Annotated in this window: 23 protein-coding genes, 1 tRNA gene and 3 pseudogenes; 20 read left to right on the top strand and 7 right to left on the bottom strand. The window is 45.8% G+C overall.

Annotated elements, in window-relative coordinates; all coding sequences use genetic code 11:
* Nucleotides 1-366: 366 nt before the first annotated feature.
* From HRU73_RS01425 to HRU73_RS01435, 3 genes and pseudogenes are all read left to right on the top strand, one after another.
* On the top strand, nucleotides 367-1,884 hold the full coding sequence (locus HRU73_RS01425) for a lipopolysaccharide biosynthesis protein (protein WP_287399148.1): 1,518 nt from the start codon (nucleotides 367-369) through the stop codon (nucleotides 1,882-1,884).
* Nucleotides 1,885-1,984: 100 nt separating this feature from the next.
* A pseudogene (locus HRU73_RS01430) lies at nucleotides 1,985-2,967 on the top strand (IS3 family transposase).
* Between the two features lie 71 nt (nucleotides 2,968-3,038).
* Nucleotides 3,039-4,307, top strand: coding sequence for a putative O-glycosylation ligase, exosortase A system-associated (locus tag HRU73_RS01435; protein ID WP_287399149.1), 1,269 nt, complete (start codon nucleotides 3,039-3,041; stop codon nucleotides 4,305-4,307).
* A 9-nt stretch (nucleotides 4,308-4,316) separates the two neighbouring features.
* On the opposite strand, the gene HRU73_RS01440 is transcribed toward HRU73_RS01435, so the two are convergent.
* On the bottom strand, nucleotides 4,317-5,210 hold the full coding sequence (locus HRU73_RS01440; RefSeq protein ID WP_287399150.1) for a glycosyltransferase: 894 nt from the start codon (nucleotides 5,208-5,210) through the stop codon (nucleotides 4,317-4,319).
* 258 nt (nucleotides 5,211-5,468) lie between these two features.
* Nucleotides 5,469-6,561 (bottom strand): annotated as a pseudogene (locus tag HRU73_RS01445) (IS3 family transposase).
* 86 nt (nucleotides 6,562-6,647) lie between these two features.
* Between HRU73_RS01445 and HRU73_RS13360 the strand changes: the two are divergent.
* Nucleotides 6,648-6,774, top strand: a pseudogene (locus HRU73_RS13360) (NADH-quinone oxidoreductase subunit F); the annotation flags it as partial.
* A gap of 1 nt (nucleotide 6,775) precedes the next feature.
* On the opposite strand, the gene HRU73_RS01450 reads toward HRU73_RS13360, so the two are convergent.
* Nucleotides 6,776-7,276 carry a low molecular weight protein-tyrosine-phosphatase gene (locus HRU73_RS01450; protein WP_287399152.1) on the bottom strand — a complete coding sequence of 167 codons (501 nt, stop codon included), beginning with the start codon at nucleotides 7,274-7,276 and terminating at the stop codon, nucleotides 6,776-6,778.
* A 111-nt stretch (nucleotides 7,277-7,387) separates the two neighbouring features.
* Here HRU73_RS01450 and HRU73_RS01455 point away from each other — a divergent pair, with 111 nt between their 5' ends.
* The gene (locus HRU73_RS01455) at nucleotides 7,388-9,136 is read left to right on the top strand and encodes an ABC transporter transmembrane domain-containing protein (protein ID WP_276679944.1); all 1,749 of its coding nucleotides are present in this window, start codon (nucleotides 7,388-7,390) and stop codon (nucleotides 9,134-9,136) included.
* 6 nt (nucleotides 9,137-9,142) lie between these two features.
* Here the strand turns inward: HRU73_RS01455 and HRU73_RS01460 are convergent, their stop codons facing one another.
* The 4 genes from HRU73_RS01460 to gpmA form a co-directional block, all read right to left on the bottom strand.
* The gene (locus HRU73_RS01460; RefSeq protein WP_276679942.1) at nucleotides 9,143-9,919 is read right to left on the bottom strand and encodes a HesA/MoeB/ThiF family protein; all 777 of its coding nucleotides are present in this window, start codon (nucleotides 9,917-9,919) and stop codon (nucleotides 9,143-9,145) included.
* 30 nt (nucleotides 9,920-9,949) lie between these two features.
* Nucleotides 9,950-11,380, bottom strand: coding sequence for a S41 family peptidase (locus HRU73_RS01465; RefSeq protein WP_287399155.1), 1,431 nt, complete (start codon nucleotides 11,378-11,380; stop codon nucleotides 9,950-9,952).
* Nucleotides 11,381-11,476: 96 nt separating this feature from the next.
* Entirely contained in the window at nucleotides 11,477-12,682 is a 1,206-nt protein-coding gene (locus HRU73_RS01470) for a murein hydrolase activator EnvC family protein (protein WP_287399156.1), read from the bottom strand.
* Between the two features lie 65 nt (nucleotides 12,683-12,747).
* Nucleotides 12,748-13,497, bottom strand: a complete 750-nt coding sequence (gene gpmA / locus HRU73_RS01475; protein WP_011112331.1) for a 2,3-diphosphoglycerate-dependent phosphoglycerate mutase — start codon at nucleotides 13,495-13,497, stop codon at nucleotides 12,748-12,750.
* 202 nt (nucleotides 13,498-13,699) lie between these two features.
* Here gpmA and tpiA point away from each other — a divergent pair, with 202 nt between their 5' ends.
* The 15 genes from tpiA to nuoL all read left to right on the top strand — a co-directional run bounded on the left by tpiA (nucleotide 13,700) and on the right by nuoL (nucleotide 26,682).
* Nucleotides 13,700-14,458, top strand: a complete 759-nt coding sequence (gene tpiA / locus HRU73_RS01480) for a triose-phosphate isomerase (protein WP_287400021.1) — start codon at nucleotides 13,700-13,702, stop codon at nucleotides 14,456-14,458.
* Between the two features lie 16 nt (nucleotides 14,459-14,474).
* Nucleotides 14,475-14,849, top strand: coding sequence for a preprotein translocase subunit SecG (secG, locus tag HRU73_RS01485; RefSeq protein ID WP_281871011.1), 375 nt, complete (start codon nucleotides 14,475-14,477; stop codon nucleotides 14,847-14,849).
* A 36-nt stretch (nucleotides 14,850-14,885) separates the two neighbouring features.
* Nucleotides 14,886-14,970, top strand: a tRNA-Leu gene (locus HRU73_RS01490).
* Between the two features lie 80 nt (nucleotides 14,971-15,050).
* Nucleotides 15,051-15,407: an NADH-quinone oxidoreductase subunit A gene (locus tag HRU73_RS01495; RefSeq protein ID WP_041357230.1), complete on the top strand. Its 357-nt coding sequence runs from the start codon at nucleotides 15,051-15,053 to the stop codon at nucleotides 15,405-15,407.
* Nucleotides 15,408-15,410: 3 nt separating this feature from the next.
* The gene (locus HRU73_RS01500; RefSeq protein WP_011112327.1) at nucleotides 15,411-15,887 is read left to right on the top strand and encodes a NuoB/complex I 20 kDa subunit family protein; all 477 of its coding nucleotides are present in this window, start codon (nucleotides 15,411-15,413) and stop codon (nucleotides 15,885-15,887) included.
* 12 nt (nucleotides 15,888-15,899) lie between these two features.
* On the top strand, nucleotides 15,900-16,520 hold the full coding sequence (locus HRU73_RS01505; RefSeq protein ID WP_011112326.1) for an NADH-quinone oxidoreductase subunit C: 621 nt from the start codon (nucleotides 15,900-15,902) through the stop codon (nucleotides 16,518-16,520).
* A 60-nt stretch (nucleotides 16,521-16,580) separates the two neighbouring features.
* Nucleotides 16,581-17,834 (top strand): NADH-quinone oxidoreductase subunit D, encoded by a 1,254-nt coding sequence (locus tag HRU73_RS01510; RefSeq protein ID WP_287399158.1) that lies wholly within the window; start codon nucleotides 16,581-16,583, stop codon nucleotides 17,832-17,834.
* Nucleotides 17,835-17,842: 8 nt separating this feature from the next.
* The gene (nuoE, locus tag HRU73_RS01515) at nucleotides 17,843-18,319 is read left to right on the top strand and encodes an NADH-quinone oxidoreductase subunit NuoE (RefSeq protein WP_041357229.1); all 477 of its coding nucleotides are present in this window, start codon (nucleotides 17,843-17,845) and stop codon (nucleotides 18,317-18,319) included.
* A complete protein-coding gene (gene nuoF / locus HRU73_RS01520) occupies nucleotides 18,316-19,593 on the top strand; it encodes an NADH-quinone oxidoreductase subunit NuoF (RefSeq protein ID WP_011112323.1) in 1,278 nt (425 codons plus the stop codon). The genes nuoE and nuoF overlap by 4 nt, the downstream gene beginning before the upstream one ends.
* Nucleotides 19,594-19,655: 62 nt before the next feature.
* On the top strand, nucleotides 19,656-22,061 hold the full coding sequence (gene nuoG / locus HRU73_RS01525) for an NADH-quinone oxidoreductase subunit NuoG (protein ID WP_287399159.1): 2,406 nt from the start codon (nucleotides 19,656-19,658) through the stop codon (nucleotides 22,059-22,061).
* Between the two features lie 23 nt (nucleotides 22,062-22,084).
* Nucleotides 22,085-23,185 carry an NADH-quinone oxidoreductase subunit NuoH gene (nuoH, locus tag HRU73_RS01530; protein ID WP_287399161.1) on the top strand — a complete coding sequence of 367 codons (1,101 nt, stop codon included), beginning with the start codon at nucleotides 22,085-22,087 and terminating at the stop codon, nucleotides 23,183-23,185.
* A gap of 13 nt (nucleotides 23,186-23,198) precedes the next feature.
* Complete coding sequence (gene nuoI / locus HRU73_RS01535; protein ID WP_011112320.1) at nucleotides 23,199-23,687, top strand: NADH-quinone oxidoreductase subunit NuoI; 489 nt, start codon at nucleotides 23,199-23,201, stop codon at nucleotides 23,685-23,687.
* A gap of 17 nt (nucleotides 23,688-23,704) precedes the next feature.
* A complete protein-coding gene (locus tag HRU73_RS01540) occupies nucleotides 23,705-24,310 on the top strand; it encodes an NADH-quinone oxidoreductase subunit J (protein ID WP_276817712.1) in 606 nt (201 codons plus the stop codon).
* Between the two features lie 55 nt (nucleotides 24,311-24,365).
* Nucleotides 24,366-24,671: an NADH-quinone oxidoreductase subunit NuoK gene (gene nuoK / locus HRU73_RS01545; RefSeq protein ID WP_011112318.1), complete on the top strand. Its 306-nt coding sequence runs from the start codon at nucleotides 24,366-24,368 to the stop codon at nucleotides 24,669-24,671.
* Nucleotides 24,672-24,735: 64 nt separating this feature from the next.
* Nucleotides 24,736-26,682, top strand: a complete 1,947-nt coding sequence (gene nuoL, locus HRU73_RS01550) for an NADH-quinone oxidoreductase subunit L (RefSeq protein ID WP_287399163.1) — start codon at nucleotides 24,736-24,738, stop codon at nucleotides 26,680-26,682.
* The last annotated feature ends 32 nt before the right edge of the window (nucleotides 26,683-26,714 follow it).

The raw sequence follows: 26,714 nt of genomic DNA on the forward strand, positions 1-26,714 counted from the left end.
ATTAGCAAAGTGTAAGTGTGCTGGAGGGTGTATTGAAAATTGGGTTTGTGCGCTTCTGTGGGGAAGGATGTAAACAGTTCGAGGATAAAAGCAAGGCCTATAGCTCTTATATACTCCGAGGATTAAGAGCATTCCTAAATAAAATGTTCCAATCTTAAGATGACGTTAAAGTTATTGTTATCATCACATATAAAGAAACTTTGATAACTAATATGAGCAACTTATTTAGTAATCTCTCCTCTCCGGGGATAACATTCAAAAACATAGTATTACCTTGCGCATCTCGAAAATTTTCAATTTTTTCCATCTGACTACTGTGCTTCCATTTCCTAAAAAGAGTGACTCAGAGATAGCTTTCTGTAAGCTATGAGATTACATAAATCTACCACTTCAGCTAATTATAATCCTTCTCGTGAGATTCTTCGTGGTGTTTCGTGGTCAATTTTAATGAGATGGGTTGTTCGTTTTATCGGTGTAATAAGTACACTAGTTTTAGCGCGACTTCTTAGTCCAGAAGATTTTGGAATTGCTGCGATGGGGAGTCTGGTGATCGGTTTGCTTTTTGCTGTTACTGAATCTGGAGCGGCATCACTTCTTATTCGTGCTAAGGAGTTTGATCAAGCTCATTGTGATACTGCATGGACTATTTCATTACTTCAAAATATTTTTATAGGATTGTTAATTATCGTTTTATCACCAATAGCTGCTGTGTATTTTAATGAGCCACGAATAATTGAGGTATTGCATATCCTGGCAATCTCAGTATTTATAGGAGGAGTTTCAAGTATTGGCCCTACCTTAATAAGGAAGGAATTAAAATTTGATCTCGATTTCCGCTATAGTATTTATATAAAACTTTCAATTTTTTTTCCAACGATAGGATTGGCGATATGGCTGGGTAATTACTGGGCATTGGTATTTGGTAATCTTATAGGGACAATTATAAATGTTCTAATTAGTTACGCTATCCATCCTTATCGTCCTTCTTTTTCGTTTGTGCGAGGCTCAGAGTATCTGCATTTTGCGTTATCTATTATTCCAATGCAAATAGCTTATAAATTGCATGAAATGGCTCCGAAATTTATTGTTGGGGGAATCGGTAGTGCAAATATTATGGGTAACTTTACGGTTTCGAGTGATTTGGCTACTTCATTTACACATGAAATTGTTAGTCCTATAGGTAGAGGGCTTTATCCCAATTATGCAAGACTTATGGATGATCGTGACCAGCTGACCGAATTATATATAAAAATATTGGGTGTGATAATATTGCTAGTTATCCCAATGGGTGTTGGTGTATCTGTTACTGCGGCTGATCTAGTTGCGTCATTATTGGGAAAAAAATGGGATATGGCTATTCCTTTGATTGAATATATAGCTCTTAGTGGAATACTCTATGCGATTACTTTTATAATGTATAACCAAATCTTAGTAGCAGCTGGTCGTGAGCGCCAAGCAGCAATACTTGCTTGGATTAGGCTGTTGATTACGGTACCCATTTTATGGATAGGATTATCTCTTGAAGGTTCACTTGGCCTTGCGAAAGCAACGGTTGTTGCACCATTGATTTATTTGCCACTTGTTTATCATGAAATTAGACAAGTGGTTAATTTACCCATTTTAACTATTGCTAAAGTATCATGGCGCCCAATTTTAGGGGCGCTAGTAATGTACTTGTCCGTTAAATTATTGCATCCGGAAAGTATTGATTGGGCAATTCTCAGACTGATAAGTGATGCAGTATTTGGAGCTGGTATTTATACTATTACGGTTATAGGTTTATGGATATTGTCTGGCCGGCCACAAGGAGTGGAGCATCTGTGTGTTAATTTAATCGGTAAAAAAATAAAGAAATTTAGTGAGATCAATTGTAATAATTCATAATTGAATTATAAGAATAGATCAGTAAAATAAATCTTGAGATGTGCTGAGTTTTATGGAATCCAAGGTTTCGTAAAATGTAGATATGGAATGGAGGACAGAGGTGGAACAATTGCCGCGAGCTCAATATACCAAGAATTTTGTGAGCAATTAGTCAAATTTTTAAAGAAAGTGGATTAACGCTGGTTGAAGCAGTGAAACGACTATCTTTACTCAAGGAGGCATTAAAGAAAACTGGATTTATGCAGGCAGACAAGGCAAGCTTATTCTAGGAGTTAAATGCCAGAAGCCAGAGCTATCCAGGATCAAATGCGAGCTGACAGAAGTAAAGATGGAGCGACTACAATTTCATAAAAAAGTGTGCGACCTGTTTCGCAAAGGAATCGCGGTGAGATACGGTATGATTGATATGTTGCGACAGCACCATCTTACCGTTCTTATGTGTCGTGTACTAGATGTTTCAGAGAGCGGCTGGAATACTTGTGTACCTTGTGAGCGTAAAAAGGAAATATGCGGCTGGAAATAGAAATGTTGGCGGCATACCAGCGCCCCCGAGAGACTTACAGTACGAGACGTTTGTATTGTGATTTGGTGGATCACGGTATACAAATCACCTCATTTCGTGTTCGAGTGTTGCGCAAAAGCTAAATTTGTATTGCAAGCAAAAACGCAAATTCAAGGTAACGACTGACTCTAAACATCACTTGCCGTTTGCATCCAATATACTGAAACGAGAATTTGCTGTTAGCGCACTTGATAAAGCGTAGATTAGCAATATCACTTATATTCCTACAGACGAAATTGATAGAAAACTTCCGGAGAAAGGCTTGATTCTTTACTTGGATCGTGGTGATCAAGATTTCACACATGATTACTAGATAATACTTCCATGGAAAGTTTCTGGAGGATCCTCAAAAGAGCGAATTGGTACATCATCAAAAATTTAAAATACGATTACAAGCAAAACAGGGGATTATTGAATATATGGAGATCTTTTATAACCGGCAGAGAAAACAAGAAAGACTGGGCTACCTATCGCCAGCAGAATTTAAACAACGATACTATGCAAATCTAGTCGCTGTTTAAATATATGGACTCCATTTTTGGCAACACATCTTACTGCAGTTGCAAGTAGAGCATAACTGAAGGTTACTGCTTTGTCCTTACGTGATATTGTCTTAAGTATTATTATCCTTGTTGCAGGATTGTATGCTTTGCGCCGTGCATGGGTTGGTGTGTTGTTTTGGACTTGGATAAGTACCATGAACCCTCATCGTTATACTTGGGGTTTTCTTTTCTCCGCTCCTGTCGCGGCATTCGCTGGTGGAATAGCGTTATTGGGGCTAGTGTTTACCAAAGAGCGACGTTCTCCATTTATTGGGACACCGGTTATTATTTTTGCACTCTTTGTTATATGGATGACTTTATCCTGGTTAATGGGACATGATGTATCTGGAGATTATTTTCAATGGAATAAGTGCATAAAAATTTATTTAATGATTTTTGTTACTTTAGCGTTACTCCAGACTAAAGAACATATTATGGCTTTTGCCTGGATTTTAATTGGTTCATTAGCAGTATTAGGTGCAAAAGGTGGTTTCTTTACGCTTACAACTTTAGGAAATTATCGGGTATGGGGTCCTCCTGGATCATTTATCGAAGATAACAATGAATTCGCTCTAGCTCTTATCATGACGATTCCTCTAATATATTTTTTGCAGTTGCAGGTGGTAAAGAAAGCTTGGCGTACTATACTCAGCATAGTAATGTTGTTGTGTGCTGTTTCTGCTTTCGGGTCGTATTCCAGGGGTGCTTTGCTTGCTATTATTGCTATGGGTGGCATGTTCTGGTGGCGCAGTCCGAGGAAAGGAGAGGTGGCAATATTTATTCTTATCGTGGCTGTGGCAATGATCCCTATGCTTCCAGAGCAATGGTGGGAGCGAATGGATACTATTTCAGAATATCAGACAGATGGTTCAGCCATGGGACGATTAAATGCTTGGGGTGTGGCATGGGAAGTAGCATCACATAATTTGTTTGGTGGTGGGATGAGCTACCAATACCTAGATTATTTTTTACTTTATGCAAAATATGATCATATCGTACGTGCTGCACATAGTATATATTTCCAGATTCTGGGGAATCATGGTTTCATAGGGTTATTTCTCTTTTTATTGTTATGGATAACCACTTATCGTGAAGCTGGCTGGTTAATGAGAAATGCTCGAAGTAATCCGCATACTCTGTGGGCAGCCCAGTTGGGAGCTATGGCGCAAGTCAGCCTTGTAGGATATGCGACTGGAGGGGCTTTTTTAAGTCTGGGCTATTTTGACTTTCCGTATAACATTATGGTGTTGGTCGTATTAGCAAAGAAATGGGTAACATCTGAAGGGTGGCGGAATTTGGAGTCAGGGGAAAAATACTGAATTTCTACTTTATCTTCCCGAACTTGAGGTAAGTTTGCGTATATCACGAATCAGCCTGATTGTCCAGTAGTCGAAACAGTAATGTTTTAATGAACGCCTTGGTATAAGTTCTTGATCTTCAGCTTCGAGATAAAGGGTGTTGATATGGTAGGGCAATACGGAGAGTCCTAGTTGTTTTATACGAGATTTAATTAATTGATTCTGAAAATGTCTCAGACTGTAGCGTTTTAACCGGCGGATATAGAACATTGGGTCATGAAGTGACGCTTGGATAATAGATTCATATCTAAAGGTTGCAGAAGCTACTATCCGGATAAGCGCATGATTCCACCGAGTACTCGGGTCAAGATCCCATAATGCCAAGGCTCCTATCAGGCTGTCATCCCCAATCAATCCATGAGGAAGTCGTACGTGCTTTTTACGCAGCCTGGTAATAAAACCCTGTGAAAGTGCATACAGATTACCCGCAACCCCCCCTTCTGAAGTAATGGTTGACCTGAAAGTTCCCAGTGACAGGTTTCGAGAGCTCGGAACGCCTGAAACGGCATTAATATGCGGATCGGATAACAGGCATTCTTCCAAGTGTTGAAGTGCACCACCCTCAATCTGACAATCTCCATCTGTAAAAAAATAAATTTCAGCCTCGGCAGCTATCTCATGCACAAAATAATTCCAAGTATTCGCTTTATCACCAATTTTGAGGTCAACGACTTTAACCCATGGTGCCGTCCGAGCATATTCGATTGCACATGTAACAGTATCATCTGTACAGCCATTTGCTAAAACATAGCAAGTCGTGTTTGGTAACAAAGGAGAAAGACGTAATGCTTCAAGGCAGTCTATTATTCTGCGAGATTCGTTATGTGCAAAAATTGCTACGACGCGTCTTAGGGAATTACTCATCTGCAATTAAATTATATTAAGTATTAATCTGTTCAGCCTTTCTGGCCCACTGGTTAAAATTTGCCTTTACATATACATGATTACCTCAAGAGCCGGTAATTATATTCCTGTTTGGTGAGATTTTTCAGGTACTCATATTTTATGGGATGTTTACGAGCGGATGGAGGAGGCTGTCGAGGAGGCCAATGTCGCAGGCTTTCTGAGGGATTGTAATCCCTTGTAATCCCTCCATTTTTAACTGTCCGTATGAGTAGAGGGTTATGCTGCTTGTAGCAGCTGGGTTGGTGGGATTCCCCCGATAGCCGAGTTTGGCCGTTCGTTATTGTATTCCCATAACCACTGAGTCGCTAACAGCTGAGCGTGGGCAATGTTGTTGAACTCATGCAGGTCAAGCCACTCATGCCGTGCAGTCCGGTTGAAACGCTCGATGTAGGCATTCTGCGTTGGTTTGCCTGGCTGAATATAGATCAGCGTAATCTGTTCTTTGTTGGCCCAGTCCACGAGCGACTGAGAAATATACTCCGGCCCGTTGTCGCAGCGAAGTGCCGCAGGTTTGCCACGCCATTCAATGATCTGCTCCAACGCACGAATGACACGCAGAGCAGGTAGTGACAAATCCACCTCAATGCCCAGCCCCTCGCGATTGTAATCATCGATCACGTTGAATGTCCGGAATGTCTTGCCACTGGCCAGTTGATCACTCATGAAGTCCATCGACCAGACCTGATTAGGTGCAGTCGGAACGTCAAGTTCCCCGGGGTAGTCACGCTTGATTCGTCGCTTGGGCTTGATACGCAGATTCAGCTCCAATTCCCGGTAGATGCGATAGACACGTTTAGGGTTCCAGGGGTAGCCTTTCACGTTGCGCAGATACATGAAACACAGGCCAAAGCCCCAGCGTTTGTGAGTCTGCGTCAGCTTTAGCAACCAGTCTGCGATCAGGGCGTTCTCGCCATCAAGCTTGGTCTGGTAGCGATAGCAGGTCTCGCTAATGCCGTACACCACGCAGGCCAATCGGATACTGATACCGTGTTTGGCTACGCCTCTCCTGGCCATCTCCCGACGCTGAGATGGCCTTACAACTTTCCCTCAAGCGCTTCCTGGCGCAGCTCAGCTTTGATCCGCTCCTCGGCATACATCTTCTTCAGACGGGCATTCTCGGCTTCCAGCTCCTTCAAACGCTTCATCATCGATGCATCCATGCCGCCATGCCGCCATACTTCGAGCGCCATTGATAGATCAGTGCAGTGCTGACGTTGTGTTCGCGAGACAGTTCAGTGACCGGAACTCCAACTTCCTGCTGCTTCAGTATCGCCAGTATCTGGCCTTCGGTAAATCGAGACTTCTTCATCTATCGCTCCTTATGCGATCATTGTAAAAGTCTCTACTCAAAACCTCGATTATTTTCTGGGGGGATTACAATAACATCTTGGGCGACTTTATAATCATCATGGATACGGTGATTTGTGGAGAAGAGACCGCCCTCCCGGAATCCATAGAAGATAAGAAAGGTCAGCTGCGTTTTAAGCCGCCATTTCCTACTAATTTTGGTCTGTACGGTAAATTCAGGTACTCATATTTCCAAGAATATGCTTTAGTAGTCCCTGACTCGCATTTTCTACCAAATCCAGCACTCTTTCGAATCCGTGGCTGCCGCCGTAGTATGGATCAGGTATTTCCTGACGAATATCCCATTGGTTACTGTATTGCAGGAACATTCCCAGCCGGCTGGTATATCGTGACGGGCAGTTTTGCTGCAATTCCTCCAGGTTATGACGATCCATGGCCAGAATATATTGGAAGCGTGAAAAATCTTCCGGTACGACTCTTCTGGCACGTAAACTCTGCATGTTGTAGCCTCGTCTGAGTGCAGCCTGCTGTGAGCGTCGATCCGGTGGTTCGCCGATGTGATAGGCGTGAGTTCCGGCAGAATCTATATGAAAGAGGTGTTCCAGTCTGGCTGATTTGACATGATGTTTGAAAACCGCATCTGCAGTGGGTGATCGGCAGATGTTTCCCATACAGACGAATAGCACACCAACTTTTTCTGCTTCTGAATGTTTCATTTATCCTGCTGTTATAATTGAACCGAAAACCCTGTAATTATACTGTTGATCGTCAAAATTCAGAATTTCCGTCTCTGTTTCCTTTCTCTGCCTGAGCCCCGGGATTTATTCATGACGAGCAATCGCTGGCAGGCTGTTTTGAAAACAGCTGCTTTCCTCAAACCTTATAAACTATCGTTAAGTTTTAGTCTGGCAGCGTTATTCCTGACTGCCGGAATTACCTTATCGCTAGGGCAAGGGATACGGTTGATGGTGGATCGTGGATTCGCTACACAGTCGCCTGATCTGCTGACCCGGTATGTGTTGGTTTTTCTGTTGTTGGTGGTACTGCTTGCGATAGGTACGTTTACACGTTACTACTGGGTGACCTGGCTGGGGGAGCGGGTGATCGCAGATATACGGCGCAAAGTTTTCGCACATCTGATCGAGTTGCATCCTGGATTTTTCGAAGCCAACCGTAGCCTTGAAATCCAGTCTCGCTTGACTGCGGATATGACTTTGCTGCAATCCGTAGTGGGTTCTTCCATTTCGGTAGCGTTACGTAACCTGATTATGTTGGCCGGTGGCATCGTCTGGTTGTTTATTACCAATGTCAAGCTGACGGTGATCGTTATGCTGAGCATTCCATTGATCATAGTCCCCATTCTGCTGTTTGGTCGGCGTGTGCGTGTGCTGTCGCGACAAAGCCAGGATCGGGTAGCGGCCGTTGGCGCTTATGTTGGAGAAATGCTTGGGCAGATCAAGACAGTGCAGGCCTATAACCATCAGGCAATGGATAAAATGCATTTCGATCAGTATGTTGAGGATGCGTTTCATATCGCCCGCCAGCGGACATTACAACGTGCCTGGTTGATCGCGGTGGTAATTGTTCTGGTATTCGGTGCGATCGGTATGATGCTCTGGGTCGGTGGCATGGATGTGATCGAAGGTAAAATCAGTGGGGGAGAACTGGCGGCATTCGTTTTTTACAGCATCATCATTGGCTCGGCGGTAGGGTCGATATCAGAGGTGCTGGGGGAATTGCAGCGTGCTGCGGGGGCTGCGGAGCGAACCATGGAGCTGTTGGAGGAGCCCAGCCAGATCAGTTCGCCTGCCGATCCTCGTCAATTGCCGGCAGTGACAGGCAATATCGTGTTCCAGCGAGTATGTTTTGCTTATCCATCACGGCCTGAAATACAAGTGATCAATGATTTTTCATTGGCGGTGCGCCCGGGTGAAACGTTGGCGCTGGTTGGTCTCTCGGGCGCAGGCAAATCAACTTTATTTGATTTGCTGCTGCGTTTCTATGATGTGCGGTCGGGCTGCATCAGTCTGGAAGGTGTGAATATCCGCGATCTGGATTTGTCTGATCTCAGGCGCAGTTTTGCATTGGTATCTCAGAATCCTGTGCTGTTTCATGGCAGTATCGAGCAGAATCTGCGTTATGCGTGCCCGGATGCTTCGGATGCGGAAATCGAAATGGCGGCTAAAGCTGCTTTTATACATGATTTCATTGTTTCTCTACCACAAGGTTACCAGACCAGCCTGGGTGATACCGGACTGGGGTTATCGGGTGGCCAGAAACAGCGGCTGGCAATTGCCCGGGCTATTCTGGCAGATGCTCCGGTTTTATTACTGGATGAAGCTACCAGTGCACTGGACAGTCAGAGTGAGCACTGGGTGCAACAGGCAATTACCAGATTGAGTACAGGCAGGACAACCATTGTCATTGCCCATCGCCTGAGTACCATCCTGACTTCTGATCGCATTGCTCTTATTCATCATGGCCGTCTGGAAGCACTGGGTACACACGTGGAATTGATGGAATCCAGTGAACTGTATGCGCGTCTGGCGATAGCGCAGTTTCAAATCCCCGGCTGACTTGTTTTACTGAGAATCAGACAGGTTTTGCACTGAAGCAGAGTGACATGTCGGGCACTGTGGATCTTTACTCAGCTTGAGTGAACGCCAGTGCATGGTTAGTCCATCCAGGAGAAGTAGCCGACCATGGAGTGTTTCACCGATTCCCAGCAATACTTTGATGGTCTCAGCTGCCTGGATACAGCCGATAATACCTGTCAGTGGAGAAAATACACCCATGATTGCGCATGCGGGGTCATCACTGTCACCTGAATCAGGGAACAGACAGTGGTAACAGGGGCTATCAGGATGGCGCAGGTCGAATACGGTTATCTGCCCGGTAAACCGGACAGCCGCTGCTGATATCAAAGGTTTGCGATGGGCAAGGCAGGCCTGGTTGATCAGATGGCGTGTTGAGAAGTTGTCGCTGGCATCGATGACAGCATCAACGCTTTTGATTTCTCTGTTGAGCAGGCGGGCAGTAGCCTGTTCCGGCAAGGAGATAATTTCTATTTCCGGATTGATGCGTTGCAGTGTATTTCTGGCAGAATCTGTCTTGAACTTACCAATCGAGGCGGTTTCATGCAGAATCTGGCGTTGCAAGTTTGTCAAATCGACCTGATCATGGTCGCAAATAGTTAATTTTCCAACTCCGCTGGCAGCTAGATAGAGCGCAGCAGGAGAGCCTAAACCACCTGCCCCCAGAATGAAAACACTGGAATGTGTTAACTTTTCCTGGCCGGGAATATCGATTTCCGGTAATAAAAGGTGGCGGCTGTAACGTAAAAGCTGCTGATCATCCACAGTACTCCCGCCACCTCATTCAGGAAAAAATCAGCTTTGAGTTGATTTGGCTGTTTTATGCTTGGATTTCTGAGCCATGGATTTCAAATGATTGACTGCTTTGGCCAGCAGCAGGTCATCACTAGATCCGAATTCCATGGGTTCATGCTTTTTCTGCTTCTTATCTGCCTTGTTTTTTGATCTTTTGGAAGATTGTGCACCTTTTTTGTCGGATGCTGCTGCCTTATCGGTTTTTTCTTCCTGACCATTGCTAAGATGGCGGTTGAGATCGGCTTCTCTCAACAGACGTGAGTCATTGTCAGTTTCTTCATCCAGTATATCCGGAGTGATGCCTTTTGCTTGTATCGACTGACCATTGGGCGTGAAGTAACGTGCTGTCGTCAGTTTGATAGCTGTGTTATTGCTGAGCGGCAGGATAGTTTGTACCGATCCTTTGCCAAAGGTTTGCGAACCCATGACAATAGATCGTTTATGGTCTTGCAGAGCACCCGCTACGATTTCCGAGGCAGAAGCCGAACCACCGTTGACCAGTGTCACCATGGGTATGGTTTTGATACTTTGAGGGAGATTGGCCAGGAAATCACGTCCTGATCCACGAAGATAATATTCAGGATTGGCGCGAAGTTGCATCTTGGCATCGTTCGTACGTCCTTCAGTGTATACCACCAGCGCATTGCTCGGCAGAAAAGCAGCTGAGACTGCGACAGCACTGTTCAGCAATCCACCCGGGTCATTTCGTAAATCCAGTATCAGACCTTTCATAGGGACTTTGCTTCCGCTGTAAAGCTTGGTAATGGCTTCCGCAAGATTCTCACCAGTACGTTCCTGGAACTGGGTGATGCGGACATAGGCATAACCCGGCTCAATAAGCTTGGACTTGACACTGTCAATTTTGATAATGGCACGAACGAGTGTGAAGGTAAGGGGCTCTGCTTCACCTTCACGAATGACAGTCAGTGTAATCGGGGTATCCGGTTTTCCTCGCATCCGCTTGATAGCATCGTTGAGGGTCATACCTTTTACGGCTGTATCATCAATTTTTATGATCAGGTCACCGGTTTTGACGCCTGCACGGAAAGCAGGTGTATCTTCGATCGGAGAAATAACCTTGACCAGGCCATCTTCCATTGTTACTTGTATACCCAGTCCGCCAAACTCTCCCTGTGTACCGATCTGCAGTTCTTTGTATTCCTCACTGTCCAGAAAAGCCGAATGCGGATCCAGCCCGACCAGCATCCCGTTGATCGCTTCGGTAATCAGTTTTTTATCTTCTACAGGTTCGACATAGTCGCTTTTGATGCGACCGAAAACCTGGGAAAATGTACGCAGCTCCTCAATCGGGAGCGTTTGCAATTCCTCTTTGATTTCTTTGTCGGCGATGGCGGAGAAATTCAGGCTGACCATGATTCCAGCAATGACGCCGGCAAAAACTAAACTGATTTTCTTCATAAAATTATGCATGGTGTGTGTTTGCTCCGCACTTTGTGTTTTCGGAAGTTCTGTAATGCCAATTAAAATTTAAGCCATTGTTTGATAGAAGTATCGGCTCAATCCCGATTACTCCAGCTTTACCCAGCTTAATGGGTCAAACGGCTTTCCTTGATATCTGAGTTCAAAATATAAACCTGTCTCAGCGTTTCCACCGCTGTTACCAACGGTTGCTATCGTATCACCACTTTTAACCTTGCTGCCTACCCGTTTGTGGATCGCTGCATTATTACCGTACAGGCTCATGTAGTGGTTGCCATGATCCAGAATCATCAAATTTCCAAATCCTCTCAGCCAGTCAGCAAATATCACTTCTCCACCTGCAATTGCTTTGACTTCGTTACCTCCGGCAGAACGAATGAACAACCCTTGCCATTTGATGCTTCCGCTTTCGCGTGGACTGCCAAAACGGTTGGCAAGTTCCCCTTTGACGGGCAATCTCAACTTTCCTTTCAGTGCCGCAAAGGAACCCCTGTGTTCAGTGCTGTCAGGTAATTTGTCGTTGCGTAATACCGATTTTCCATCTGCTTTGGCCGGAGCGCTTTTTTTCCGGGCAAGCTGTCTGTTGAGTTTTTCAATCAGATTAGAAAGGCGCTGCTCATCTTGTTTAAGTTCATCAATTTTTTTCTGCTGGCGGGTAACTTCTTGAGAGAGTGTTGCCAGAATTTCTGATTTCCGGTTTTTTTCCAGTTCGAGCTGTCGTTTGTGATGGATTTGCTCATTGTGGATCCGCTTAAGCGATTCGTTCTGAATATGGCTTTCGTGAGCCAGTGTGTCCAAAGCAGTCAGTTGATTACGTAAATTATCGATATTTTTTGAGCGCGCCTGTGCAATGTAACTGTAATAATAAAAATTACGTGTGGCTTTATCAGGGTTTTGCTGCTTGAGTAATAATGGCAAATAATTCCCATATTTTGCCAGATGCTGATGATAGATCAGCTTTCCAAGCTGTTTTTGCCTGTTATTGATATCGTCTTGAAGCAGTGCCGAGCTGTTTTGCAGTTGATTCAGCTTTTCTTGTGCATTTTTCTGCTGTTGTGCGAGTTTGGCAAGTTTTGCGTGCAGATCATTTATGGATCGCTCAGATTCACGCAGTGCATCAGCCACCTTGGCTTTCGAAGATTTTTTATCAACCAGATCTTTCTGCAGAGCATCAATACGAGTACGTAATTCCTGTAACTGTTTTTGACTATCCCGGTTGGCCTGGGGAATTGCATACAGCACGGAAGGTAAAAACACATTGACTGAAAGCAACAGAAAGGTAGCTCTAAGCAATCTATTTGCTTTCCGGGAAAGGCAATGTTGAGTTGATTTTGAACTTGTAATTAAATCGGCAAACATCAAGCTCCGGATTTACCCTGATTGGCGACCGCCGAAATGGCTTCCCCAATTTGGCCAGCATCTCCCAGATAGTAACTGTTGAGTGGTTTCAAGTCGTCATCCAGTTCATAAACTAGTGGAATCCCTGTGGGTATATTGCAATTCAGGATATCCTGGTCCGAGATATTATCGAGGTGTTTGATCAGAGCGCGCAGCGAATTTCCATGTGCAGCAATGATTACCTTTTTTTCTGCCTTGATTTGCGGAGCGATTGACTGATTCCAGTAGGGCAGAAATCTTGCAACCGTATCCTTGAGACTTTCAGCAAGCGGAATATCGCCGGATGACATGTTTCTATAGCGAAGATCAAAGCCGGGATAGCGTTCGTCGTTGATTGTGATGGAAGGTGGGCGGATATCGTAACTGCGTCTCCAGACGAGTACTTGTTCATCGCCATATTGTTTGGCGGTTTCTGCTTTGTTCAAACCCTGAAGTGCCCCGTAATGCCGTTCATTGAGTCGCCAGTTGAGCTCGATCGGGGTCCACATCTGATCCATTTCGTCCAGTGCGATCCAGAGTGTACGAATTGCCCGTTTGAGTAGAGATGTATAAGCAATGTCGAAGGAGAAACCGTTTTCGCGAAGCAATCTGCCTGCCTCTTCGGCTTCTTTTAGTCCCTTGGGCGTTAAATCGACGTCAGTCCAGCCGGTAAAGCGATTTTCCTGATTCCAGATACTTTCTCCGTGTCGCAGGAGAACGAGTTTTTTCATGTCAACCTTGGTTAAACGGGGGCAAATTTATGCAAAACACCATGTGCAGTATTTTATTATATTTTGCTTCAGGACGCAGCAAATCAGAGTAATTTTGGTTGTGAATATGTCAGATCGGGTGATACGGGCATTGACGCAACCCGGTTTCGCGGGTAGCATCCCCCGGTTTTATGGGTCTGAAGCTGGATAAACAGGAGGGATGATGGGGCGTGCAGGGTTTGTGGCCGGGAACTGGAAAATGCATGGCAGCCTGGTTCGGAATCAGGAGTTGCTTGATGCGGTTGTTTCAGGTACTCGCTCGTTACAGAATGTATCCTGTGTGGTGTGTGTGCCTTACCCCTATATAGCACAGACACAGTCAGTGCTTGAGGGCTCTCATGTGCTATGGGGGGGGCAGAATGTCAGTCAGTACCACCACGGAGCTTATACCGGGGAAGTATCGGCAGATATGCTGGCCGATTTAGGGTGCCAGTACGTGATTGTGGGTCATTCAGAACGACGAACACTGTTCGGCGAAGGGAATCAGGTCGTCGCTGAAAAATTTCGTGCTGCACAAGAGTGTTCGATAACACCAATACTTTGTGTAGGTGAGACCCTGGCTCAGCGTGAATCGGATGAGACTGAACAGGTAATCGCTATGCAACTCGATGCCGTGATTGATCTGGCGGGTATCGAAGCGCTCGGACAATCAGTCATAGCTTATGAGCCGGTGTGGGCAATCGGTACTGGCAAGACTGCTACTCCTCAACAGGCGCAGGATGTCCATAAATTTATAAGAAGTCGGATAGCTGTTCATAGCGGCGGGATTGCTGAGAATATCCAGATACTTTATGGTGGAAGTGTAAAAGCAGATAATGCACGTGAATTGTTCACAATGCCTGATATAGATGGTGGGCTGATCGGAGGGGCTTCGCTGATTGCCGTGGAGTTTATTTCGATTTGTCTGGCAGCACAGAATTAATTGGGGATAATGTATTGTGGAAACACTTATTTGGTCGGTACATATTATCGCTGCGGTCATAATCATCATCCTGATCCTGTTACAACAGGGAAAAGGTGCTGATATGGGAGCAGCCTTCGGTAGTGGTGCATCTGGAAGTCTATTTGGTGCCAGTGGGTCGGCTAATTTTTTGAGCAGAATGACTGCGTTGGCTACTACGGTTTTTTTTATTACCAGTCTAACGCTAACATATTTTTCCGGCACCAGTCATTCTGGTGAAGAGAGTGTTATGCAAAAACTGGATATGAAATCAGGTGAAGTAGCTGCTCCTGCTGCAGGGGGTGATAAACTCGGAACTTCAGAGAAGGAAGGAGAAGGTGATGCTTCCAGAGTTGGAGAAATTCCCGAATAGTTTTTACTCGTTGAAAGCGAGCGGTTGAGGTTTTTGGCCGACGTGGTGGAATTGGTAGACACGCCGTCTTGAGGGGGCGGTGGCGAAAGCTGTGCGAGTTCGATTCTCGCCGTCGGCACCAGGCAAGCATATTTGAATGTCAGATCATTGTGTGATCTGAGTTTGGTGATTTTAGTAAGGATATTGAAGATGCTGAACACCATGCTCGGGAATTATTTCCCGATTCTATTATTTATTTTGGTCGGGCTGGCAATCGGCGTGTTATCAATGTTGGCAGGATGGTTGCTGGCGCCAAACAAACCGGATGCCGAAAAATTGTCACCCTATGAATGTGGTTTTGGTGCGTTTGAAGATGCGCGTATGAAGTTCGATGTGCGCTATTACCTGATCGCAATTTTGTTCATATTATTCGATTTGGAAATTGCATTCTTATTTCCCTGGGCTGTTGTCTTGAAAGAAATCGGGTGGTTTGGTTTTGTTGCGATGCTGGTATTTCTTGGATTACTCGTAGTAGGTTTCATTTACGAATGGGTCAAAGGTGCTTTGGAGTGGGATTGAATAATGGGTATTGAGGGTGTATTAGACAAAGGATTTGTTACGACCAGCCTTGATTCCTTGATCAATTGGGGGCGTACGGGCTCGATGTGGCCTATGACTTTCGGATTGGCGTGTTGCGCGGTCGAGATGATGCAAACGGGTGCATCCCGTTATGATCTGGATCGGTTCGGTATTGTTTTTCGCCCCAGTCCCCGTCAGTCAGATGTCATGATTGTTGCCGGAACGCTGTGTAATAAGATGGCACCTGCATTACGTAAAGTTTATGATCAGATGGCTGAACCTCGCTGGGTAATTTCCATGGGATCCTGTGCAAATGGCGGTGGGTATTATCATTATTCTTATTCAGTTGTACGTGGGTGTGATCGGATAGTGCCTGTCGATATATATGTGCCAGGCTGCCCACCAACTGCTGAAGCGCTGCTTTACGGAATCATTCAGTTACAGAATAAAATTAAGCGTACCAATACAATCGCGCGCTAGCTAGGGGGTGAAATGACAAACAGTCGCCTTGAAAAACTTGCGGCAGATTTACAGAGAATATTGGGTGATCGGCAAATTGATATCAGTTGTGCGCTTGGGGAGCTGACGCTTCTGGTGCATTCCCGGGATCTGCCGGATATCGCTGAGGTATTGAGAGATCATCAGGATCTGGGGTTTGATACGCTGATTGATCTATGTGGTGTGGATTTCAGTGAATATTCGACAGATACACATGCGGGATATAAACGGGAGGACAGACGGTTCGCTGTCGTGTATCACCTGCTTTCAGTCAAGCATAATCACAGGCTGCGCGTGCGTGTCTTTGCGGAAGACAATGAATTTCCCATGGTTGATTCGGTGATGCCTGTATGGCCTTCAGCCAACTGGTTTGAGCGAGAGGCGTTTGATCTGTTTGGAATCATTTTCAATAATCATCCTGACCTCAGAAGAATTCTGACGGATTATGGATTTATTGGAAATCCCTTCCGCAAGGACTTTCCTTTGTCAGGACATGTGGAAATGCGTTATGACCCTGATCAGAAACGGGTTGTCTACCAGCCTGTTACAATCGAGCCTCGCGAAATTACACCGTATGTCATTCGTGAAGAACAATATGGTAGAGAGGAAATATGAAGCACTCTATGACTGATTGCCGGGGCATGTGGGATTTTCAAATGAGAGGGTGCCTAGGAAATGGCTGAAATTCGTAATTACACTATGAATTTTGGGCCGCAGCATCCTGCAGCTCATGGTGTTCTGCGTCTGGTGATGGAACTGGATGGCGAAGTTATCCGGCGTGCTGATCCTCATATCGGATTACTGCATCGGGCCACGGAGAAACTGGCAGAAAACAAGACTTACGTACAGTCTGTACCTTACATGGATCGTCTGGATTATGTATCCATGATGGTCAACGAACATGCGTACGTGATGGCGATCGAAAAGTTGTTGCAGATAGAAGTGCCCATCAGAGCGCAATATATTCGTGTAATGTTTGACGAAATAACACGTATCCTCAATCATCTGCTGTGGCTAGGCGCTCATGCGCTGGATGTCGGGGCGATGACGGTTTTTCTATATGCTTTCCGCGAACGGGAAGATTTGATGGATTGTTACGAAGCGGTGTCGGGTGCTCGGTTGCATGCTGCCTATTACCGACCAGGCGGGGTTTATCGTGACCTGCCTGACAATATGCCGCAGTACCAGCCATCAGCAATACACGATGAGAAGGCGACGCGTGCACGTAATGAAAACCGGCAAGGCTCACTGCTTGATTTCATTGAGGATTTCACTCGTCGATTCCCAGGCTACATTGATGATTATGAGGCATTGCTGACAGATAATCGGATTTGGAAGCAGCGTTTGGTCGATATTGGTGTGGTTTCGCCTGATCGTGCCAAAGCACTGGGTTTTACCGGCCCAATGTTGCGCGGATCCGGAGTGGAATGGGATTTGCGCAAGAAACAACCATACGAAGTTTATGATCGGGTGGATTTCGATATTCCCGTCGGCGCCAATGGTGATTGTTATGATCGCTACCTGGTGCGTATCGAGGAAATGCGTCAGTCAAACCATATAATAAAACAGTGCGTCGAATGGCTGAGAAAAAATCCTGGTCCTGTGATTACTGACAATCATAAGGTTGCTCCACCATCCAGATTGGCCATGAAGCAGAATATGGAAGAAATGATTCATCACTTCAAGTTGTTCACGGAAGGTATGCATGTTCCGCGGGGTGAAGCTTATGCGGCTGTGGAGCATCCTAAAGGCGAGTTTGGTATTTATATTGTTTCAGATGGTGCCAATAAGCCTTATCGCTTGAAAATTCGTGCTCCTGGATTTGCACATTTAGCAGCACTGGATGAAATGACCAAGGGACACATGATTGCTGATCTTGTAGCAATCATTGGTACCCAGGATATTGTATTCGGTGAGATAGACAGATGAGTTCGTCGATGTTAAGCACTGAAGCTCTGAGAAAAATTGATCGGGAAGTCGCTAAATATCCTGCTGACCGGAAACAATCGGCCGTGATGTCTGCACTGGCGATCGCACAGGATGAAAAAGGTTGGCTGGCAACTGAAACGATGGATTTTATTGCAGATTATCTTGAGATGCCTGCAATTGCTGTCTATGAAGTTGCGACTTTCTACAATATGTATAACCTGAAGCCGGTCGGAAAGTACAAGCTTACGGTTTGTACCAATCTGCCTTGTGCATTGTCAGGTGGAAACCAGACGGCAGATTATCTTAAACAGAAACTGGGTATTGGTTTCAATGAAACCACGACAGACGGGTTATTCACTCTCAAAGAAGGTGAATGTATGGGTTCCTGCGGGGATGCGCCGGTGCTTCTGGTCAATAACAAGCGTATGTGCAGTTTCATGACTGAAGACCAGATAGATAAACTGCTTGAGGAATTAAACAGATGACCCAGCCTACTCAAGTCATCATGGCAGGTGTGGATACTGCGGATTCGGATAATTGGCGGCTAAAGAATTATCTTAAGCGTGACGGTTATGCCGCGTTGAAAAAAATTCTTTCACAGAAAATTTCTCCCGAGGCAGTAATTGATGAAGTCAAGAAATCTGCACTGCGCGGCCGCGGTGGCGCGGGCTTCCCGACGGGACTGAAATGGAGTTTCATGCCGAAACAGTATACGGGTGAGAAGTATCTCGTCTGTAATTCTGATGAGGGTGAGCCGGGTACATTCAAGGACCGTGATATCATGCGTTACAATCCCCATATCCTGATCGAGGGTATGTTGATTGCCGCCTATGCGATGGGTATCCGTACCGGCTACAACTATGTACACGGGGAAATATGGGATGTTTACGAGCGAATGGAGGAGGCTGTCGAGGAGGCGAATGTCGCAGGTTTCCTGGGGGATAACATCCTGGGTTCCGGCTTTAGTTTCCGACTTTATAACCATCATGGATACGGTGCCTATATTTGTGGAGAAGAGACCGCCCTCCTGGAATCCATAGAAGGAAAAAAGGGTCAGCCACGCTTTAAGCCGCCATTTCCTGCCAATTTTGGTTTGTACGGTAAACCTACGACAATCAACAATACAGAAACATTTGCTTCTGTTCCCTGGATCATCCGTAACGGAGGGGAGCGTTATCTGCAGCTCGGTAAACCAAACAACGGTGGTACTAAAATATTTTCAGTTTCCGGACATGTCAATAAGCCGGGTAACTATGAGGTACCCATGGGAACACCCTTTGCAAAGCTGTTGGAACTTGCTGGCGGGATGCGTGGTGGCAGAAAGCTGAAGGGATGTATTCCGGGTGGATCGTCAATGCCGGTTCTGCCTGGTGACATCATGATGGAAACTGACATGGACTATGATTCAATAGCAAAAGCAGGCTCCATGCTGGGCTCGGGCGCGGTGATCATCATGGATGACACGACCTGTATGGTGCGTGCGCTGGAGCGGCTTTCTTATTTTTACTATGAGGAATCCTGCGGCCAGTGTACTCCGTGCCGGGAAGGAACAGGCTGGCTTTACCGGATCATCAACCGGATCGAGCACGGAAAGGGGCGGGTTGAAGATCTGGATTTGCTTGATAATCTAGCGGATAACATCCAGGGTAGAACGATCTGTGCGCTGGGTGATGCTGCCGCAATGCCGGTAAGAGCAATGCTGCAGCATTTCCGGGATGAATTTGTTTTCCATATCGAACATAAAAAGTGCATGGTCTAGGTAGGCTGCGGTTTTTTATGTCATATTTATCTGATTCCCACTGATTCCGGGATTTATTGCTGATGATTAATATTGAAATTGATGGCAAACAGGTAACGGTTGCGCAGGGTAGTACCGTAATGGATGCTGCCAGGCAGATCGGGATCTATATTCCGCATTTTTGTTATCACAAAAAGCTGTCAATAGCGGCTAATTGCCGGATGTGCCTGGTAGAGGTCGAAAAGGCACCCAAACCGTTACCTGCGTGTGCGACACCGGTAGCCGAAGGAATGAAAGTATCGACACATTCTCAGCAGGCGGTGACTGCACAAAAAGGAGTGATGGAATTTCTGCTGATCAATCATCCACTGGATTGTCCGATTTGTGACCAGGGAGGGGAGTGCCAGCTACAGGATCTCGCTGTCGGCTATGGTTCAAGCGGTTCCCGTTATCAGGAACCCAAACGGGCTGTGACCAACAAGAATCTTGGTCCGCTCATAGCAACGGATATGACCCGCTGTATCCACTGCACGAGGTGTGTTCGTTTTGGCCAGGAGATCGCCGGAATCATGGAGCTTGGAATGGCTGGCCGGGGAGAACATTCCGAGATTCTGACATTCGTCGGCAGAGCGGTTGATTCTGAACTTTCTGGTAATGTAATCGATTTATGTCCGGTCGGTGCTCTGGTCAGTAAACCTTTCCGCTATTCAGCAAGAACCTGGGAGTTATCACGCAGAAAATCGATCAGTCCGCATTGCGGGCTGGGTAGTAATCTGGTCGTGCAAGTGAAAAAAAATCGGGTCATGCGCGTATTACCGCGTGAGAATGAAGCCGTCAATGAATGCTGGTTGTCAGATAAGGACCGGTTCTCTTATGAAGGACTGAATTCGGAGGATCGTTTGACGGTACCAATGATCAGAAAATCCGGACAGTGGCAGGTATGTGGCTGGCAGGAGGCTTTGGCCTATGCTGTTGAGGGCATCAGCAATGTCGTTAAAAATCAGGGGCCGCAGAGTATAGGTGCATTGGGATCTGCTCATAGCACGTTGGAGGAGCTCTACTTACTGCAAAAGCTGATGCGTGGACTGGGCAGTCACAATATCGATCATCGGGTACGTCAATCTGATTTTCGTACCGATGCCGTATTGCGTGGAGCACCATGGCTGGGAATGCAAATTGCCGAGGTTTCACAGTTAAAAGCTGTGCTGGTCGTTGGCAGTACACTGCGTAAAGACCATCCGCTGCTTGCCCAGCGGATGCGTCAGGCAGTAAAAGAGGGGGGGCAGTTAAGTCTGATCAATCCATCAGGTGACGATCAGTTGACCAAGATTGCCTATCGCGCGATTGTTGCTCCTTCAGCTATGCTTGACATGGTATTACAGGTACTGAAAGCAGCAGCAGAAATCAAGAATATTCCCGTGCCCGGGCATATTAAATCTGTAGCAAATGCAGTTGAAGTTTCTGAAGTTGCACGGGGAATTGCGAATAGTCTCATCAACCACGCTCCAGCTGCTGTTTTTCTGGGTAATTTTGCTCAGCATCACCCTCATTTTGCTGATCTACACTGTGCGGCACTGGCTGTTTCGAAAATAACCGAAGCACAGTTTGGTTTGCTGGGTGAAGCTGCAAATAGTGTGGGAGCCTATTCTGCGGGTGCGTTACCATGGAGCACCGGGACTCATTCTGTAAATAAAACTGTATCAGAGAAGGTTGGTTTGAATGCGGGACAAATGCTGGGGTTAGGTTCACCTGATGGTGAACCAGCCTGTAGTGCTTACGTACTGTTGAACCTGGAGCCGGAACTGGATTGTTATGATACGGGGCGGGCGCTTCAGGTAATGAATAAAGCTGAATTTGTAGTTTCATTGAGCAGTTACAAAGGTAACATTCCTGATTATGCCGATGTTATTTTGCCTGTTGCTCCTTTTACTGAAACATCCGGCACTTTTGTTAATACTGAAGGAAGGATACAAAGTTTCAGTGGTGTAGTACCTCCTCTCGGTGAAGCACGTCCCGCCTGGAAAATTTTGCGGGTATTGGGAAATCTGTTGCAATTGGAAGGATTCGATTACGATTCATCAGAACAGGTTCGTGCAGAAATAGTGTCTGCAGAAGAAGAATTTGTACGTGGCTTGAATAACGCTTTGGAAGCGTTTTCAATTTCAGAAAATCATCAAAAAAATAGTGGCATTGAAAGGATTGGTGAGGTACCAATTTATCAGGCTGATCCAATCGTAAGGCGTGCGAGCTCATTACAGAAAACACATGATGCCGTATCACCTGTTGCATTTGCTTCACCTGACCTACTTGATAAATCTGGAATACAGGCTGGTGAGACAGTCAAGATAAAACAGCAGGGTGAGACAATTCAGCTGGAAATTTTCGCTGATACCAACCTGCCTGATAACTGTGTCCGACTGGCATGTGCTCACTTGCAGACATCCGGATTAGGCGGGATGTTCGATGAAATCAAGCTGGAAAAATCATAAAAATCTGGATCGGGATTTAATCAATGGATAGCTTGCAACCATTATTTGAGCAATTGTTTGGCAGTGAATGGGGGGGACCTCTCTTTCTGCTGATAAAGAATCTGCTGCTGATCCTGGCGATTGTCATTCCGTTACTTCTGGCAGTTGCTTATCTTACTTTTGCAGAAAGAAAAATTATCGCCTATATGCAAGTCAGGGTGGGGCCAAACAGAGTGACCTTCTTTAATATACCTTGGTTGCGTGGCTGGGGGCAACCCATAGCTGATGCTGTCAAGGCAATCATGAAAGAGATCATTATTCCGACAGGCGCCAATAAATTCCTGTTTCTGCTTGCACCGGTTCTTGCCATAGGGCCCGCATTGGCTGCTTGGGCCGTTGTTCCCTTTTCGCCGGAGCTGGTGCTGGCGGATATCAATGCAGGCCTGCTTTATATTCTGGCCATGACATCACTGGGAGTTTACGGTGTCATTATTGCCGGCTGGGCATCAAATTCAAAATATGCTTTCCTGGGAGCCATGCGCTCTGCTGCACAAGTCGTTTCATATGAGCTGGCGATGGGATTTGCGCTGGTCTGTGTATTGATGATGTCTTCAAGTCTCAATCTGGGAGATATTGTGGCAGGGCAGCAGGGTGGCAGTTTTCTGAACTGGTACCTGATCCCGTTATTCCCGATGTTTTTGATCTATTTCATATCGGGTGTGGCTGAAACGAACAGAGCGCCTTTTGACGTGGCGGAGGGGGAATCGGAGATCGTTGCAGGTTTCCATGTAGACTATTCAGGAATGGCCTTTACGGTATTTTTCCTTGCCGAGTATGCCAACATGATTCTAGTTGCGACTCTGGCCAGCATCATGTTCCTGGGTGGCTGGCTGCCCCCTGTGGATATCGCCCCTTTTAATCTGATTCCCGGCATGGTCTGGCTGCTTCTGAAAATAGCCTTCATGCTGTTCTTTTTCCTCTGGTTCCGTGCTACCTTCCCGCGTTATCGTTATGACCAGATTATGCGACTGGGCTGGAAGGTATTTATCCCGCTCACACTTGTCTGGATTGTGGTGCTGGGTATGGTGATGCAATTACCAGAGGTTGTTCGGCAAAGTTTCCCGTTGAATCTCTGGTTTAACTGAGAGTAATAGCGAAATGGAACGTATCAAGCAGTTTTTTAAATCCTTTCTGCTGGTTGAAATGCTGAAAGGGATGAAAGTGACTGGACGTTATTTGTTTGCGCCCAAAATCACTGTGCATTATCCGGAAGAGAAGACGCCCCAATCACCCCGTTTCCGGGGGTTGCATGCATTACGCCGTTACCCTAACGGGGAAGAGCGCTGTATTGCATGCAAGCTGTGTGAGGCTGTATGTCCGGCCATGGCGATTACTATCGAATCAGAACAGCGTGACGATAGTACGCGCCGGACCACTCGTTACGATATCGACATGATTAAATGTATTTTTTGCGGTTTCTGTGAGGAAGCTTGTCCGGTTGATGCGATTGTTGAGACTCGTGTTCTGGAATACCATGGTGAAGTTCGCGGGGATCTGACCTATACGAAAGAGATGCTGCTGGCAGTGGGTGACCGCTATGAAGAACAGATAGCCAGAGACAGGGCAGCAGACGCTCCTTATCGCTAACAAACAGATATAAATTTATGAATTTACAGGATTTCGTTTTTTATAGCCTGGCAAGTGTAGTAGTCATTGCTGCACTGGGAGTGATTACACTGCGCAATCCTGTTCACTCGGCGCTATTACTGGTACTCGCTTTTGTGACATCTTCCGGATTATGGTTGCTGCTTGAAGCAGAGTTCCTGGCCATCGTTCTGATTCTGGTATATGTCGGTGCAGTCATGGTGTTGTTCCTGTTCGTGGTAATGATGCTGGATATCAACCTGGATCGTATGCGGGAAGGATTCTGGAAGTGGTTCCCGTTTGGCGCCATACTGGCTCTGATTATGACGGGTGAGATAGGTATGGTACTGATGAGTAAACAATTCGGACCTGAAAATATACAAATTCCAGTTTCCAAATCAGTGGACTACAGTAATACGAAAGAGTTGGGACAATTGCTTTATACCGACTACGTATACGCTTTTGAACTGTCAGCCGTCATTCTTCTGGTAGCGATGGTTGCTGCCATTGCTATAACGTTGCGTTACCGAACCGATAAAAAATCTTCGAATGTTTCAAAACAAGTAGCTGCTAGTCGTGAAAAGCGGTTAAAAGTTATATCCATACCAGCAGAAAGAAAAGAATAATTTTTGCTCAGGACTCCATCTGTTTCCTATTTTCTTCATCTAAAAGGTAATCATCTTGGTCTCACTATCACATTATCTTGTGCTGGGTGCTCTCCTGTTTGCCATTGGGGTCGTCGGTATTTTTCTCAATCGGAAAAATGTCATTATCCTGCTGATGTCGATTGAATTGATGCTATTGGCCGTCAATATGAATTTTGTCGCTTTTTCACATTTTCTACAGGATACGGCGGGGCAGATCTTCGTGTTTTTTATTCTGACTGTCGCTGCAGCTGAAGCAGCCATCGGACTGGCAATTTTAGTTGCGCTATTCAGAAATCTGCGCACCATTAACGTGGATGATCTGGATGAATTGAAAGGCTGAGTATCCCTGTGTCTTCGAGATCAAAAGCAATTTGTTAAACCAATTCTGGTAATTGATGGCTTAAATGGAAAATCTTTATTTACTGGTTCCAATGGCCCCTTTGGTGGGAGCCATTATTGCTGGCCTTTTCGGGCGACGGGTTGGTTTGATATGGAGTCACCGCGCAACAATCATTTTAGTAGCGCTGTCACTCGTTTCCTCCATCATCATTTTTGTCGATGTATTACAGGGGAATACTTATAACGGTAGTGTCTACACCTGGTTGACATCTGGTGAAACGATATTTGAAATCGGCTTTCTGATAGATACATTGTCTGCCACGATGATGGTTGTGGTAACCAGTGTGTCACTCATGGTGCATATATACACGATCGGGTATATGCACGGAGATCCCGGGTATCAGCGCTTTTTCAGCTACATTTCGCTGTTCACATTTTCGATGCTGATGCTGGTGATGTCCAATAACTTCCTGCAGTTGTTTTTCGGTTGGGAAGCCGTTGGATTGGTTTCTTATCTCTTGATCGGATTCTGGTACACACGTCCAACGGCAATCTATGCAAATCTGAAAGCTTTTCTTGTCAATAGAGTTGGAGATTTTGGTTTTTTGCTTGGTATTGGCCTGGTATTGATGTATTTCGGTACGTTGGATTACGAACTTGTGTTTGCTCATGCAGAGCATATGGCATCCCGTTCGGTCGAAATATGGCCTGGTCAATCCTGGATGCTGATGACTGTCATCTGCCTGCTGTTATTTGTTGGGGCGATGGGTAAATCTGCCCAGTTTCCCTTGCATGTCTGGCTGCCGGATTCAATGGAAGGGCCCACCCCGATATCTGCTTTGATTCATGCTGCCACTATGGTGACAGCCGGTATATTTATGGTGGCCCGTATGTCGCCACTGTTTGAGTATTCTGAAGCTGCACTGTCGACTGTTCTGGTAATAGGGGGCATTACGACACTGTTTATGGCACTGGTTGCAGTAGTTCAGAATGATATCAAACGGGTTGTCGCTTTTTCTACTCTGTCGCAGCTTGGTTATATGACGGTTGCACTAGGCGCATCGGCCTACTCAGCAGCTATTTTTCATTTGATGACGCATGCCTTTTTTAAGGCCTTACTCTTCCTTGGAGCCGGTTCGGTCATCATTGCGATGCACCATGAGCAGGATATGCGCAAGATGGGAGGGCTTAGAAGGTATATGCCAATTACTTTTGCAACCATGTTCATCGCTGCTTTGGCCAGTGCCGGAGTCCCTGGATTTTCGGGCTTCTTTTCCAAAGATGCGATTATTGAAGCGGTGCATTTCTCCCAGCTTCCCGGGTCAGGCTTTGCCTATTTCTGTGTATTGGCAACAGTTTTTATTACCGCACTGTATACCTTCAGGCTGATGTTCATGACTTTCTATGGTGAGCCACGAATGGATAAGCATACGCGGGAGCATTTACATGAATCGCCTTGGGTAGTAACCGTCCCATTGGTTGTGCTGGCCGTTCCAACCGTCGCGTCAGGCTGGTTGATTGGTACGCTGCTTTTTGGAGATTATTTTGCCGGGGTTATTGAAATACAGGAACAGCATGATGTGGTGGCGCTCATGAAAGAACACTACACAGGCATAGTGGGAATGATGATTCATTCATTGATGACACTGCCTTTCTGGCTGGCAATGGCCGGTATTTTTACTGCCTGGTTCCTGTATCAGTACAAGGTTGAGCTGCCGGGGAAAATTCGGAAAATTGCCGGTCCTGTTTATACTCTTCTGGATCGCAAATACTACATCGATGAATTTTATTCATGGTTATTTGCAGGTGGCTTGCGCTCTCTGAGTAACGTGCTCTGGAAATACGGGGATATCAAAGTTATTGACGGTTTGATGGTGAATGGTTCTGCAAAGGCTGTTGCATGGTTTTCTACGGTAATCCGTCGATTCCAGTCAGGATATATCTACCATTACGCATTCAGCATGATTGTGGGTGTTTTTGTGTTGATGAGTCTGTGGCTGTTTCATTTCTAGGATTCAGGGAAGAAGTAGTTTTTACTATTGCT

The organism is Nitrosomonas sp. H1_AOB3, from assembly GCF_015709435.1.
In the GTDB taxonomy this organism is placed as follows: Bacteria; Pseudomonadota; Gammaproteobacteria; order Burkholderiales; family Nitrosomonadaceae; genus Nitrosomonas; species Nitrosomonas europaea.

What these genes read in the sequence shown, in the direction of transcription:
- HRU73_RS01425 (WP_287399148.1), top strand. Translation starts at nt 367, where the DNA reads ATGAGATTACATAAATCTACCACTTCAGCTAATTATAATCCTTCTCGT.
- HRU73_RS01440 (WP_287399150.1), bottom strand. Translation starts at nt 5,210, where the DNA reads ATGAGTAATTCCCTAAGACGCGTCGTAGCAATTTTTGCACATAACGAA.
- HRU73_RS01450 (WP_287399152.1), bottom strand. Translation starts at nt 7,276, where the DNA reads ATGAAACATTCAGAAGCAGAAAAAGTTGGTGTGCTATTCGTCTGTATG.
- HRU73_RS01455 (WP_276679944.1), top strand. Translation starts at nt 7,388, where the DNA reads ATGACGAGCAATCGCTGGCAGGCTGTTTTGAAAACAGCTGCTTTCCTC.
- HRU73_RS01465 (WP_287399155.1), bottom strand. Translation starts at nt 11,380, where the DNA reads ATGCATAATTTTATGAAGAAAATCAGTTTAGTTTTTGCCGGCGTCATT.
- gpmA (WP_011112331.1), bottom strand. Translation starts at nt 13,497, where the DNA reads ATGAAAAAACTCGTTCTCCTGCGACACGGAGAAAGTATCTGGAATCAG.
- tpiA (WP_287400021.1), top strand. Translation starts at nt 13,700, where the DNA reads ATGGGGCGTGCAGGGTTTGTGGCCGGGAACTGGAAAATGCATGGCAGC.
- HRU73_RS01495 (WP_041357230.1), top strand. Translation starts at nt 15,051, where the DNA reads ATGCTCGGGAATTATTTCCCGATTCTATTATTTATTTTGGTCGGGCTG.
- HRU73_RS01500 (WP_011112327.1), top strand. Translation starts at nt 15,411, where the DNA reads ATGGGTATTGAGGGTGTATTAGACAAAGGATTTGTTACGACCAGCCTT.
- HRU73_RS01505 (WP_011112326.1), top strand. Translation starts at nt 15,900, where the DNA reads ATGACAAACAGTCGCCTTGAAAAACTTGCGGCAGATTTACAGAGAATA.
- HRU73_RS01510 (WP_287399158.1), top strand. Translation starts at nt 16,581, where the DNA reads ATGGCTGAAATTCGTAATTACACTATGAATTTTGGGCCGCAGCATCCT.
- nuoE (WP_041357229.1), top strand. Translation starts at nt 17,843, where the DNA reads ATGTTAAGCACTGAAGCTCTGAGAAAAATTGATCGGGAAGTCGCTAAA.
- nuoF (WP_011112323.1), top strand. Translation starts at nt 18,316, where the DNA reads ATGACCCAGCCTACTCAAGTCATCATGGCAGGTGTGGATACTGCGGAT.
- nuoG (WP_287399159.1), top strand. Translation starts at nt 19,656, where the DNA reads ATGATTAATATTGAAATTGATGGCAAACAGGTAACGGTTGCGCAGGGT.
- nuoH (WP_287399161.1), top strand. Translation starts at nt 22,085, where the DNA reads ATGGATAGCTTGCAACCATTATTTGAGCAATTGTTTGGCAGTGAATGG.
- nuoI (WP_011112320.1), top strand. Translation starts at nt 23,199, where the DNA reads ATGGAACGTATCAAGCAGTTTTTTAAATCCTTTCTGCTGGTTGAAATG.
- HRU73_RS01540 (WP_276817712.1), top strand. Translation starts at nt 23,705, where the DNA reads ATGAATTTACAGGATTTCGTTTTTTATAGCCTGGCAAGTGTAGTAGTC.
- nuoL (WP_287399163.1), top strand. Translation starts at nt 24,736, where the DNA reads ATGGAAAATCTTTATTTACTGGTTCCAATGGCCCCTTTGGTGGGAGCC.